At 70.7% G+C, this 12,833-nt stretch carries 8 protein-coding genes and 4 riboswitches; of the genes, 4 read left to right on the top strand and 4 right to left on the bottom strand.

The features are described from left to right. Positions 1–232: 232 nt before the first annotated feature. The 3 genes from ACIBKX_RS08960 to ACIBKX_RS08950 all read right to left on the bottom strand — a co-directional run bounded on the left by ACIBKX_RS08960 (position 233) and on the right by ACIBKX_RS08950 (position 4,462). Positions 233–1,537 carry an MFS transporter gene (locus ACIBKX_RS08960; protein ID WP_363271193.1) on the bottom strand — a complete coding sequence of 435 codons (1,305 nt, stop codon included), beginning with the start codon at positions 1,535–1,537 and terminating at the stop codon, positions 233–235. A 211-nt stretch (positions 1,538–1,748) separates the two neighbouring features. Further along, positions 1,749–3,410 carry an amidohydrolase gene (locus ACIBKX_RS08955; RefSeq protein ID WP_363271192.1) on the bottom strand — a complete coding sequence of 554 codons (1,662 nt, stop codon included), beginning with the start codon at positions 3,408–3,410 and terminating at the stop codon, positions 1,749–1,751. Positions 3,411–3,562: 152 nt separating this feature from the next. Beyond that, positions 3,563–4,462, bottom strand: a complete 900-nt coding sequence (locus ACIBKX_RS08950) for an Lrp/AsnC family transcriptional regulator (protein WP_363271191.1) — start codon at positions 4,460–4,462, stop codon at positions 3,563–3,565. A gap of 239 nt (positions 4,463–4,701) precedes the next feature. On the opposite strand from ACIBKX_RS08950, the gene ACIBKX_RS08945 reads away from it, so the two are divergent. Genes ACIBKX_RS08945 through ACIBKX_RS08935 form a run of 3 tightly spaced genes read left to right on the top strand, consistent with a single transcriptional unit; the run spans position 4,702 to position 6,992 of the window. After that, entirely contained in the window at positions 4,702–5,694 is a 993-nt protein-coding gene (locus ACIBKX_RS08945) for a C-terminal binding protein (protein WP_363271190.1), read from the top strand. Continuing rightward, positions 5,691–6,476 carry a class II aldolase/adducin family protein gene (locus tag ACIBKX_RS08940; RefSeq protein ID WP_363271189.1) on the top strand — a complete coding sequence of 262 codons (786 nt, stop codon included), beginning with the start codon at positions 5,691–5,693 and terminating at the stop codon, positions 6,474–6,476. The genes ACIBKX_RS08945 and ACIBKX_RS08940 overlap by 4 nt, the downstream gene beginning before the upstream one ends. Before the next feature lie 39 nt (positions 6,477–6,515). Continuing rightward, on the top strand, positions 6,516–6,992 hold the full coding sequence (locus ACIBKX_RS08935) for a carbohydrate-binding protein (RefSeq protein WP_363271188.1): 477 nt from the start codon (positions 6,516–6,518) through the stop codon (positions 6,990–6,992). A gap of 81 nt (positions 6,993–7,073) precedes the next feature. On the opposite strand, the gene cycA is transcribed toward ACIBKX_RS08935, so the two are convergent. After that, positions 7,074–8,525, bottom strand: coding sequence for a D-serine/D-alanine/glycine transporter (gene cycA / locus ACIBKX_RS08930; RefSeq protein WP_363271187.1), 1,452 nt, complete (start codon positions 8,523–8,525; stop codon positions 7,074–7,076). A 283-nt stretch (positions 8,526–8,808) separates the two neighbouring features. Continuing rightward, a riboswitch (glycine riboswitch) is annotated at positions 8,809–8,898 on the bottom strand. After that, a riboswitch (glycine riboswitch) is annotated at positions 8,899–8,996 on the bottom strand. Between the two features lie 244 nt (positions 8,997–9,240). Beyond that, positions 9,241–9,340, top strand: a riboswitch (glycine riboswitch). Positions 9,341–9,581: 241 nt separating this feature from the next. Then, a riboswitch (glycine riboswitch) is annotated at positions 9,582–9,690 on the top strand. Positions 9,691–9,845: 155 nt separating this feature from the next. On the opposite strand from cycA, the gene gcvP reads away from it, so the two are divergent. Then, entirely contained in the window at positions 9,846–12,779 is a 2,934-nt protein-coding gene (gene gcvP, locus ACIBKX_RS08925) for an aminomethyl-transferring glycine dehydrogenase (protein ID WP_363271186.1), read from the top strand. The last annotated feature ends 54 nt before the right edge of the window (positions 12,780–12,833 follow it).

Genomic DNA, 12,833 nt, shown 5'->3' with positions numbered 1-12,833 from the left:
ATCATGAGGCCACCTCCGCTGATGCGCCCCGCCCTTCGTGGGCGGAACCCGGCAACCTTTCCTACCGCGCCCTGAGCGCCGGCCGGCGCCACTCCCTCGATCGAGGGCACGTTCCCACACGCACCTGACCGACCGGATCACTGGACGCCGACCGGGGGCACCGGCTTGAACCCGTCCGCTCCATCGCGCACAGGACGCGACAGAGCGGACGGGTTCTTGATGCTGCGGGTGCTCAGACGGCGGACGTCATGGTGACCGGTGCGGTCGCCGGTGAATCGGCGGTCGTGCCGAGGTCGCGCGTGCGGCGCAGACGGACGGTGCACCAGATGCCGAGCGCCGAGATGGCCATGAGCATGGCCGCGGCCGGCCAGTAGTGGCCGCCGACCGCGGCGGTGAGGGACACCGCGGCCAGGGGGGCGAAGCCGCCGAAGATCATGTTGCAGACCTGGTAGGACAGCGAGATGCCGGTGTAGCGCACGTGCGGTCCGAAGCCCTCCGCGAGGATCGCCGCGATCGGGCCGTAGAGCGCGGACATCACGAAGCGCATGGCGAGCATGGCCGCGTAGATGAGCACGACGCTTCCGGTCTGCATGGCCAGGAACTGCGGCACGCAGAGCACGATGACGCCCGCCAGGCCGGCGATGACGACCTTGTGCGCGCCGATGCGGTCGCCGAGCCAGGACAGGCCGGGGGTGACGAGCAGCTCCAGGAAGGCCGCGAGGGTGAGCCCGTTGAGGAGCATGGATTCGGAGAGGTTGAGTTCGCCGGTGCCGTAGGCGAGGAGGTAGCTGGTCACTACGTAGTAGCCGCCGGTCGCGGTCGCGAGGGCGAAGACTCCGGTCAGTACGGTCTGCCAGGAGGACTGGAGCACCTCGACGACCGGCAGCTTGTCCTGCTCCGTGTGTTGCGCGCGGACCTCGTCCATGACGGGGGCCTCTTCCAGCTTGAGACGGATGACGAGCCCGATGACGACGAGGACGGCGGAGGCGAGGAACGGAACGCGCCAGCCCCAGGTGGTGAAGGCCTCGCTGCCCCAGAGGTTCATCAGCGAGAAGGCACCGGTGGACAGCAGGGCGCCGACGGAGGAGCCGAGTTGGGCGAACGAGCCGAAGAACGTCGCCTTGCCCTTGGGGGCGTTCTCGACGGCGACGAGTACCGCGCCACCCCATTCACCGCCGATGGCTATGCCCTGAATGAGCCGCAGGACGATGAGCAGGACGGGCGCGAGAGCTCCGACTTGGGCGTACGTGGGGAGCAGACCGATCGCGAAGGACGCGACGCCCATCATCATGAGCGTGATGACGAGGGTCTTCTTGCGGCCGACCCGGTCGCCGATGTGACCGAAGACGATGCCGCCGAGGGGGCGCAGCAGGAAGCCGACGGCGAAGGTGCCGAACGCGGAGAGGGTCCGCAGCATCGGCGGCATGTCGGCGGGGAAGAACACGTCGTCGAAGACGATCGCGGCGGCGGTGGCGAACGCGTAGAAGTCGTACCACTCGATGGACGTGCCGACGAGCGCGGCGAGCGCTGCTCTCATGGGGTTCTGCGGGGCGGAGCGAGGCTGTGACACGGGGGCCTCCGGCAGGAGCGGGGGAGCGGGGAACTCCAGGAAGGGGACGGAAGGGCAACGAGAGGGGGACGGGTGCGGCGGGTGGTGCGGCCACCGCTCCGTGGCGGCCGGCCGGCGCGGCGAGAAGGGGAGCCGGGCCGGAACGGGGCGGCCTCGGGAGCGGTGACCGCGGCGCGGGTCAGCGGCCGGGGGCGGCCCAGGCTCGCTCGCCGCCGATCCACGTCTCGCGGACGCCGATCGAGGTGAGGGCCTCGGGTGCGGTGGCGAGCGGGTCGGCGTCCAGGACGACGAAGTCGGCGAGGAGCCCCGGTGCGAGGGCGCCGACCGACCGCTCCCGGTGCAGGGCGGCGGCCGCCGCACCGGTGTGGGCGTGCAGTCCGTCCGCGACCGGCATCCGGAGCGAGGCGGGGCCGAGCTCGGTGCCCAGGACCGTGCGGCGGGTGGCCGCGGCGGCGACGGCCTCCAGCGGCGCGGGCGGGGCAACCGGGGCGTCGGAGCTGAACACGACGGGGACACCGGCGTTCAGGCAGTGGCCGGCCGGGTTGTAGCGGTGCCCGAGCTCGCCGACGGCGGTGAGGGTCCCGTCGCCGGTCCGCAGGTGGTGCTGCGGCTGCATCACGGGGACGACGCCCAGGTCTCCCATGCGGGCGATCTGTTCGTCGGTGGGCAGCCCGCTGTGCTCGATGCGGTGGCGCATGTCGGGGCGGGGGACGTCCGCCTGCGCCTTCTCGACCGCGTCGAGGACCATGCCGATCGCGAACGGCGACTGCGCGTGGGTGGCCGTCTGGAGTCCGGCGCGGTGCGCCTTGGCGACGATCTCGGCGTACTCCTCGGCGGAGTGGTAGAGCTGCCCGTGGTGGCAGCAGTCGGCTGCGTACCCCTCGGGGAAGTACGCGGTCCAGCCGCCGAGCGTGCCGTCGGCGTAGAACTTCACGCCCTGGACGCGGAAGCGGTCGTCGCCGAAGCCGCGGACGGCGCCGAGTTCGAGCGCGGTGTCGAGGAGCGCGGAGGTCAGGTAGGCGGAGACCCGCATCCGGAGCGAGCCGTCGGTGCGGGCCCGCAGGTAGGTCTCCATCTCGCGGCGTGACGCCTGGGCGTCGCCGATCGTGGTCACACCGGCCGCGAGGAAGGTCTCCTGGGCGCGCAGCAGGTGATCGGCCATGATGGCGTCCGGCTCGGAGAGGTGGAAGTTCGGGCCGTGGTTGCCGATCTTCACGCCGCCGGGTCCGGTGAGCCGGTCGCAGGCCGCGTCCCACAGCTGTCCGTCGGGCTCTCCGGAGTCGAGGCGGCCGATGGAGCCTCCCTCGGGGTCCGGGGTGCCGGCGGTGATGCCGCAGGCGCGCAGGGTGTGGGTGTTGACGACCCCGCCGTGGCCGGAGGCGTTCATGACGTACACCTCGCGGTCGGTGGCGATCCGGTCGAGGTCGTGGCAGGTGGGGTGGCGGCGCTCGGCGAGGCGGCGGTGCTCGTAGCCGAAGCCGCGCACCGGGACGCCCGCGGGCAGTTCGCGGGCCGCCTCGGTCAGCACGGCGACGAGGGTGTCGATGTCCGGGACGCGTTCGGGGCGGCAGTCGACCCAGGCGAGGGCCTGGCCGTACATGACCGGGTGGCAGTGGGCGTCGACGAAGCCGGGGTGGACGAGGCCACCGTCGAGTTCCAGGGTCTCGTCCACCCGCCCGCCGAGCGCGGCACGGGCGTCGTCCGCGGTGCCGGCGTGTACGACGCGGTCGCCGCGTACGGCGAGGGCCTCGGCCCGCAGTTCCGTGCCGGGGACGGCGACCGCAGCGCCGGTCACCAGGAGGGTGCGCTCGGAAGAGGGCAGGGGGGAGGGGTGGTGCATGAGGGGAGCCAGCTTTCGGTCAGGGAGACGCCAGAACGGCTGATTCGTTCGTCAGGACGATAAGTGGCGAACGACAGGTTGGCTAGATGTGAATGTGAATAACTTTTCGGAAGTCTCCCGGCTTCTGGCCTACGTATCGTCTGACCTGAGGCCTATGCGAAGGCGGCGCCCAGGTCGTAGCGCTCCTTGATGAGCTCCAGGTGGACCCAGCTCTCCACCGAGCGGACGCCCGCCAAGGCGCGCATCGCCTCCAGCGTCTCCCGCACCGACCCCAGCGAGTCGGCCGTGACCGTGCCGACCAGCTCGGCGCGCCCGAGGCAGGCCGAGAGGAACGACACCTCCGGTCGCGCGGTCAGCGCCTCGGCCGCCGTCCCCCGGTCGCCGTCGACGCGTACCGCGAATCCGCACAAGTAGCCGAGTCCGAGCACCTCGGGGCGGACCAGCGCGAGCACGTTCGCCACGCCGCCGTCCAGGAGGCGCAGCGTGCGGGCGCGGGTCGCGCCGGGCGAGAGGCCTACGAGTTCGGCCAGATCGGCGAAGGGTGTCCGGCCGTCCCGCTCCAGGGCGTCGAGGATCCGCCAGTCCGTCTCGTCCAGCTCCCGCACCGTCGGTTCATCGGCGGGTACGTACGGGTCTTTGAGGTGGCGCGTGCTGATCAGCGGGTCCACGGCCGAGACGCCCGGAAGGGAGCGCACGCGCGCGATGGCGCGCTCCAGCTCGTCGAAGCCCTCGGTGCGCAGCTCGGCCATGACGGCGTGCCGGCCCGCCGTGAGCGTGACGAACGGGGCCTGTGGCATCGCCGCGATCGCCTCGGCCGCGTCCTGTGCCGGGCCGTGCACGTCGACGGACAGGTGCGCGGACGCGGTGAGCCCGCGCATCGACGGGTGGGTGACGGCCACGACCCGCACCGCGCCGGAATCGATCAGGCGCTGGACGCGGGCCCGTGTGGCGGGGCGGGAGAGGCCCACGCGCTGGGCGAGCGTCTCGTACGTCAGTCGGCCGTCGGTCTGCAGTTCGCGGACGACGGCGAGGTCGATGTGGTCCAGGTCCACCTGGTGTTCCCCTCGGTTGGGCGGTTGGGCGGTTGGGCGGTTGGGCGGTTCGGAGGTTCGGGGGGCCATGCGCCCCGGACCGCACACCATTCTCGGCCACCGGTCCTGACGGCCGATCTGATCGTGACATGGCTCACGAACGTTCGTCTCGGCATTCTCTGGACATCTCGCGAAGCTGAATCGTAAGTTCCTGGCGTGCTCATCCGACGAATCGTCTGACTGAACCGGAAGGAGGGCAGGTGAGATCACCTGTCGCCGTCTTCACCGACACCGAAGACCTCGACGCCGCGCCCGGCGTACGTCTGCTGGTCGAAGCGGGATTCGAGGTCCGCGTCGCCGACAGCCGTGACCCGGATGTCATCGCCTCACTCGCGCAGGATGCCGTCGCGTTGATCGTCGGCTACGCGCGCATCGACGCCGCGCTCCTCGACCGGCTTCCGGGCGTGCGTGTCCTCGCCACCATGTCCGCGGGCCACGACATGATCGACACGGCCGAGGCGCGCCGCAGGGGACTGTGGGTCACGAACCTCCCCGACGCCGCCACCGAGGACGTGGCCGTGCACGCCCTCGCCTCGGCCCTCTCCCTCGTGCGCCGCCTGCCGCAGGCCGACGCGGTCGTCCGCTCCGGGGGCTGGAACACCGAGTTCGCCGCGCGGTACGCGCCGCCCCGCCGGGCGAGCGAACTCACCCTCGGCCTCATCGGATTCGGCCGCATCGCACGACAGCTGGCGGCCCTCGCCGCCCCGGTCTTCGGCCGCGTCGCCGCCTGCGACCCGCACGCGGACCCCGCCGACTGGCCCCGGCACGTCGACCGGTACGCAACCCCCGGAGACCTCGCGGCCGCAGCCGACGTGCTGTCCCTCCACGTCCCGCTGACTCCCGCCACTCAACGGCTCGCGGACGCCGATCTGTTGGCACGGATACGGCCCGGAGGCTTCCTCGTCAACGTGGCCCGCGGTGAACTAGTCGATCCCGGCGCCCTGCTGACGGCCCTCGACTCGGGGCACCTCACCGGCGCGGCCCTCGACGTCCTCCCGGCGGAACCACCGGCCGCGGACGACCCGCTGCGGACCCATCCGAGCCTCCAACTCTCCCCGCACAGCGCCTATCTGTCGGACGCCTCACGGCGCGCGTACGTCTGCCGTCCCGCGGAGAACGTGATCGCCTGGCACCGAACCGGCCGCCCTCTTTCCCCCGTCGTCGACCCCACCGCCACAGGAGCCCCCGCATGACCACGACCACGCCCGCGCCCCCCGGCCTGCCCGCCCCCGCCGACCAGGAGCTCCGCCTGCGCCGCGAACTCGCCGCCGTCTACCGGCTCGTGGCGCACTTCCGCATGACCGACCTCATCTTCACGCACATCTCCCTGCGCCTGCCCGGCCCCGACCACCACTTCCTCATCAACCCTTACGGGCTGCTCTTCGAGGAGATCACGGCCTCCAACCTGGTCAAGATCGACCTCGCCGGAAACCCGGTCGACCCCACGCCGTACCCGGTCAACCCCGCCGGCTTCGTCATCCACAGCGCCATCCACGCCGCCCGCCCCGACGCGCACTGCGTCCTGCACACGCACACCAAGGCCGGATGCGCGGTCGCCGCCCAGCGGGACGGACTGCTGCCGGTCAACCAGATGTCGATGGAATTCCACAACCGCGTGGGCTACCACGACTACGAGGGCGTCGCCCTGAACCTGGACGAGCAGCAGCGCCTGGTCGCCGACATCGGCGGGCACCCTGCTCTCATCCTCCGCAACCACGGCCTCCTGACCGTCGGCGAGAGCGCCGCCCAGGCCTTCCTGCGCATGTACTACCTGGAGAAGGCCTGCGAGATCCAGGTCACCGCCCAAGCCGGTGGCACCCCGCTCGTCGCCCCTTCGGCCGAGATCTGCGAGTACACCGCACAGCAGCTCGCGGGCTCGTCGGAATCCGACTTCGAGGACCTCGACGCCTATGACCTCGCCTGGGCCGCACTCCTTCGTCTCCTCGACCGCACATGCCCCGACTACAAGGACTGACCCGGGCTCGCGGCGCAGCCACATTGAGTCCGCTTCATCGTGAATTCGGGGACTGTGGATCCTTCAGTTCCGCTGGGCGGGTCGACGGTGAACTTTCACCGACCACGGACCGGAGTCACCTTCCCCTGCCGGCCGGGGGTGCGCTGCGAGGCGGCGGGCGCCGTGCTGAGCGGCACAGCCGCGGAGACCCTGGACCGCGGCCAGAGCGGTGACGGCTATGTCAACTTCCCTTCCGGGAAAGGTGATTCCATCGAGTGGGTGGTGGTTGCCGCCGAGGCCGGTGACCACAGCCTGGGGATCGGGTACGTGCTGCTGTCCGGCGACCGGCCGCTCACCATCACGGTGAACGGGCAGGAGATCGGGACGGAGTCCTGTCCCGTGACGGGGTCGTGGGCGAAGTGGGGAGAGGCGAAGGCACGGGTGACGCCGAAGGCCGGCACGAACACCGTGCGCCTCACCTCCGCGAAGGACGACGGGCCGAACATCGACTACCTCACCGTCACCGCCGACGGCTGAGGCACCGGGTTCCCCGCCGCCATCCGCACGGCGGCGGGGAACCCTTGCCACTGACCTCCGCCGAGGTCATCCTGCCGGAGCTCAGACCGCCGTACGACGGCGCCGCCGCACCGCCCAGGCGATGCTCAGGACGACGAACCACACCGGGGTCACGAGCAGCGCCTCCAGCGTGTCCTCCTTCTGGGTCAGCGCCCAGACGAGGAACGCGAAGAACGCGAACACGACGTAACACATGGGAATGCCGCCGGGCATCTTGAACTTCGAGGCCTCGTGCAGGTGCGGACGGCGTTTGCGGTAGACGATGTAGCTGATCAGGATGATCGACCAGACGAACATGAAGAGCAGCGCCGAGATGGTCGTCACCAGCGTGAACGCCTCGATGATCGAGTCGCCCATGGTGACCATGACGACCCCGGAGAGCAGGAAGACCGCGGACAGGAACAGGGCGTTGGCCGGCACCTTCCGGGAGGTCAGCCTGCCGAACCGGGCGGGCGCGTCACCGTCCTTGGCCAGTCCGTACACCATGCGCGACGTGGAGTAGATGCCCGAGTTGGCGGACGAGGCGGCGGAGGTCAGCACCACGAAGTTGATCACCGAGGCGGCCAGACCCAGGCCGGCCAGCGTGAACATCACGACGAACGGGCTGCGGTCCGCGCTGATCTCCCGCCAGGGGGTGACCGAGATGATCACGATCAGGGCCACGACGTAGAACAGCATCACGCGGACCGGGATCGAGTTGATCGCCTTGGGCAGGTTCCGCTCCGGGTTCTTTGCCTCGGCCGCCGTGGTGCCGACCAGCTCGATGCCGACGAACGCGAAGGTGGCGATCTGGAATCCGGCGACGAAGCCCATGGGGCCGGTGGGGAAGAACCCGCCGTCGTTCCAGAGGTTGGCGAAGCTCGCGGTGGCGCCGCCCGGCGCCTCGAATCCGCGGAAGACCATGACGAGGCCGACGACGATCAGCGCCACGATGGCGACGATCTTGATCAGCGAGAACCAGAACTCCGTCTCGCCGAACGCCTTCACGGTCGGCAGGTTCAGGGCGATCAGCAGGACGACCGCCGCCAGCGCGGGGATCCAGAGCGGGAGTCCCGACCACCAGTACGACACATAACCGGCGATGGCGATGACGTCGGCGATGCCGGTGACGATCCAGCAGAACCAGTACGTCCAGCCGGTGAAGAAGCCCGCCCAGGGGCCGAGGAGATCCGCGGCGAAATCGGCGAAGGACTTGTACCGCAGGTCGGACAGGAGCAGTTCGCCCATCGCCCGCATCACGAAGAACAGCATCGCGCCGATGACCATGTAGACGAAGATCACCGAGGGGCCCGCAAGCGAGATCGTCTTGCCCGACCCCATGAACAGGCCGGTGCCGATCGCACCGCCGATCGCGATGAGCTGGATGTGCCGGTTGGACAACTGCCGGTCGAGCTGCTGCTCGCTCTGCTGCTCGCTTTCGGGCGGGGACGTCGGTCCTGCCCCCTTCTCGGGCGGGGGAGCGGTGGTCGAGCCGGTGGCACTGCTTTCGGGCATGGGGCGAACCTCACGGAACGAACGGGCAGATTGATCCAGCCCGTGGGCAGGCGGCGGCGCGGTCGGCCGATCGGCCGGGACCGGTACGGACGGGGCCGACGTGCCCACGAGGAGGGGGGCCGGGCCGGCTGAGAGCCGGGACCGGCGGGAAGCCGGTGGAAGACCGAGGGTCAGCCGGGACGCCGACAGGCGGAAGGCGGCCAGAGGTGGGGTGGCGGAACAGCCAACGGAGGCTCCTCGCGGATCGAGCACGGAACGGACACCCGTGCGGGCCGAGTGAGCCTCCCCCTCTGTCATTGGCCTGAGAGCTTCACCGCGCGACAGGCGGCTTGCACCGTGGGCGAGACGCCGGAGCGTCTGCTTTCCAGAGTTGCCTGCCCGAGCGGTAGGGATGCCTGAGAGTTTCCGGGGAGGTGTTGCTCCTTCGGCGCCCGGGGCTGGCTGACCCGGTGCTCTCCCGCTGCGGGGTGAACGGCAATCGCCGTGAGGCTAGGCCCCCTTTCCGTGAGCGGTCAAGGGATGGCAGCGATCATTCGCCACTACTCGGGAGTACGTCGGTGTCGCCCGCCCCGAATCGACGTTTGCGCAGCTCAACGGCCACACCCCCGAGGGGTGTGCGTGCCAGGAGTACCTCGGGGGCGGGCACTTGACGGATGCTTCAACCTGCCCGTACGTTGCGTGGCGAAGAAGCGCACAACCGAAAAAATTCCGCTGACGATTCTGTGCGGGAGAGCTCATGTCCCCGAAGGGGAACGTGGCGCCGAAGGAGCAAATCCTCCCCGGAAACTCTCAGGCATCCCTACCGCACGGCGCAGGCGGACTCTGGAAAGCAGACGCTGCTCTGGCGTCTCGCCCACGGTGCAAGCCGCGCCCAGCAGCGCGCGGTGAAGCTCTCAGGCCAATGACAGAGGGGGAGGCACACTCGACCGCACGGGCGTCCGTTCCGTGCTCGACCCTCGAGGAAGCCTCCATGGTCTGCCGCACTCTCCGTACTTCTCGCAATCGCCGTATTTCCCGCACCCTCCGCACTTCTCACAACTCCTGAATCACGCCGCTGGAACCGAAGCGGGAGAGCCCACGCCCTCTGCGAACCTTCGCAAGGGACGTGGCGCCGAAGGAGCAACCTTCCCCGGAAACTCTCAGGCCCCATGACCGCTTCGGTGAGGCAACTCTGGAAAGCAGACGCTGTTTCGGCGTCTCGCCCACGGTGCAAGCCGCGCCAGCAGCGCGCGGTGAAGCTCTCAGGCCATATGACAGAGCGGGGAGGTCACCCATCCTTGGCGCCGCGCGCGGCGCCACCCCAGCAGGGAGCCTCCCGACATGACCGCACCCCGGTCCGCCGCGTCCGGCACGTACAAGTCCAGCGCCACGCCCGGTGAGTTCGCCGCCCGTCACATCGGCGTCAGCGAAGCCGACCGCGCCAAGATGCTCGCCGAAGTCGGCTACCCGACCCTGGCCGAACTCATGGACGCCGCCGTCCCGCACGGCATCCGCAGCACCACCGAGCCGGACCTGCCGCCCGCCGCCACGGAGGCCGAGGCACGCGCCGAACTGCTAGGGCTCGCGGCCCGGAACACCGTCGCCGTCCCCATGATCGGCCTCGGCTACCACGCGACGATCACGCCCGCGGTGATCCGGCGCAACGTCCTTGAGGACCCCGCCTGGTACACCGCCTACACGCCGTACCAACCGGAGATCAGCCAGGGCCGGTTGGAGGCGCTGCTCAACTTCCAGACCCTGATCGGCGACCTCACCGGACTGCCGACCGCCAACGCCTCGCTGCTCGACGAGGGCACGGCGGTCGCGGAGGCCGTCACCGTCATGCGCCGCGTCGCGGGCCGGAAGGGCGGGTCGCGCGTCCTCGTCGACCGCGACACCCTGCCGCAGACCCTCGACGTACTGCGCACGCGTGCGGCCGCCGCGGGCGTCGAGGTCGTGGAGATCGACAGCGCCGAACCGCTGCCCGAGGGCGAGTTCTTCGGCGTGGTCCTGTCCTATCCCGGCTGCTCGGGCGCCGTCCGCGACCTGCGCGAGGTGACCGCGGCGGCACGGGCCCGCGGCGCGTTGGTCACCGTGACCGCCGACCTGCTCGCGCTCACCCTGCTCGTGCCGCCCGGCGAGTTCGGTGCCGACATCGCCGTGGGTTCGTCGCAGCGCTTCGGCGTCCCGCTGTTCTACGGAGGTCCGCACGCCGGATACATCGCGGTCCGGGAGGGACTCGAACGCCATCTGCCCGGCCGCCTCGTGGGCGTGTCCGTGGACGACGCGGGCCGTCCGGCGTACCGCCTCGCCCTGCAGACCCGCGAGCAGCACATCCGCCGCGACAAGGCGACCAGCAACATCTGCACCGCCCAGGTGCTGCTCGCCGTCGTCGCATCCATGTACGCCGTCCACCACGGCCCGGAAGGCCTGACCGAGATCGCCCGCCGCACGCACCGCCACGCCGCGCGCGTCGCCGACGGCCTGCGGGCGGGCGGCACCACCGTCGTGCACGGCGCGTTCTTCGACACCGTCCTCGCACGGGTGCCCGGCGGTGCCGAGCGGGTCGTCGCCGACGCGCACGACAAGGGACTGCGGCTGCGGCTCGTGGACGCCGACCACGTCGGGGTCTCCTGCTCGGAGGCGACGACCGATGAGCATGTCCGGCTCGTGCTCGACGCGTTCGGCATACGCGGCGACGACCTGGATCTCGGCACCTCGGGCGACACTCCGGAACTCGGCACCCCTGGACGCGACTTGGCGGGCGGCACCCCGGACGCGCTCCCCGCCGGACTGCACCGCACCTCCCCCTTCCTGACCCACCCGGTCTTCCACCACCACCGCTCCGAGACCGCGATGCTGCGCTATCTGCGCCGCCTCTCCGACCGTGACTTCGCCCTCGACCGCGGCATGATCCCGCTCGGCTCCTGCACGATGAAGCTCAACGCCACCACGGAGATGGAGCCGGTCAGCTGGCCCGGCTTCGCGGACCTGCACCCCTTCGCGCCCGCGTCGGACGCGGCCGGATACCTGGCCCTGGTCGAGCAGTTGGAGACGTGGCTGGCCGAGGTCACCGGATACGCCAAGGTCTCCATCCAGCCGAACGCCGGATCTCAGGGCGAACTCGCAGGACTGCTCGCGATCCGCGCCTACCACCGGGACAACGGCGGTGCGGCGCGCGACGTGTGCCTGATCCCGGCGAGCGCGCACGGCACCAACGCGGCCTCCGCCGTCATGGCGGGCATGCGGGTCGTCGTCGTGGCATCGCGGCCCGACGGCACCGTCGACCTCGACGACCTCAGGGCCAAGTGCGAGCGGCACACCGAAGAGCTGGCCGCGATCATGGTGACGTACCCCTCGACGCACGGCGTGTACGAGGAGAGCATCACGCGGCTGTGCGAGCTGGTGCACGAGCACGGCGGGCAGGTGTACGTCGACGGCGCCAACCTCAACGCGCTGCTCGGCGTCGCCAAGCCCGGCGAGTTCGGCGGCGACGTCTCGCACCTCAACCTGCACAAGACGTTCTGCATCCCGCACGGCGGCGGTGGTCCCGGCGTCGGCCCGGTCGCGGTCGCCGCGCACCTGGCGCCGTACCTGCCCACCCACCCGCTGCACCCCGACGCGGGGCGCCGAGCGGGCATCGGCTCGGTGAGCGCCGCGCCGTTCGGCAGCGCGGGCATCCTGCCGATCCCGTGGGCGTACATCCGGATGATGGGTGCCCAGGGCCTGACCGAGGCCACCTGGACGGCCGTCCTGAGCGCCAACTACGTGGCCCGCAGGCTCGAACCGCACTTCCCCGTTCTGTACGCGGGTGAAGCGGGCCTCGTCGCACACGAGTGCATCCTCGACCTGCGCCCGCTCACCCAGCGCACCGGGGTCACGGTGGACGACGTGGCCAAGCGGCTCGTCGACCACGGTTTCCACGCGCCGACGATGAGCTTCCCGGTCGCCGGCACGCTGATGGTCGAGCCGACGGAGAGCGAGGACCTGCGGGAACTCGACCGCTTCTGCGACGCGATGATCGCGATCCGCGCGGAGATCGACCTGGTGGAGAGCGGCACCTGGAGCATCGAGGAGAGCCCGCTGCGCCGGGCGCCGCACACCGCCGCCGCGCTCACCGGCGAATGGGACCGCCCCTACGACCGGGAGCGCGCCGTCTTCCCCGGAGGCGTCACCCCCGACAAGTACTGGCCGCCGGTCGGGCGCATCGACCAGGCGCACGGGGACCGGAACCTGGTCTGCGCCTGTCCGCCGCCGGAGTCGTTCGAGTCCTGACTCCGGACACCAGTAGACCCCTCGTACCCAAGCTCGTACCAAGGAAAGAGCGCA

Origin of the sequence: Streptomyces sp. NPDC050658, assembly GCF_044457025.1 — a bacterium.
Lineage (GTDB): Bacteria > Actinomycetota > Actinomycetes > Streptomycetales > Streptomycetaceae > Streptomyces.
The sequence above is the reverse complement of the archived record's forward strand: the minus strand, read 5'-3'. Positions and strand labels throughout refer to the sequence as shown.

Bases quoted from the DNA above. Each gene is read 5' to 3' on its own strand.
- ACIBKX_RS08955 (WP_363271192.1), bottom strand. From the start codon at position 3,410: ATGCACCACCCCTCCCCCCTGCCCTCTTCCGAGCGCACCCTCCTGGTG.
- ACIBKX_RS08940 (WP_363271189.1), top strand. From the start codon at position 5,691: ATGACCACGACCACGCCCGCGCCCCCCGGCCTGCCCGCCCCCGCCGAC.
- ACIBKX_RS08960 (WP_363271193.1), bottom strand. From the start codon at position 1,537: ATGAGAGCAGCGCTCGCCGCGCTCGTCGGCACGTCCATCGAGTGGTAC.
- cycA (WP_363271187.1), bottom strand. From the start codon at position 8,525: ATGCCCGAAAGCAGTGCCACCGGCTCGACCACCGCTCCCCCGCCCGAG.
- gcvP (WP_363271186.1), top strand. From the start codon at position 9,846: ATGACCGCACCCCGGTCCGCCGCGTCCGGCACGTACAAGTCCAGCGCC.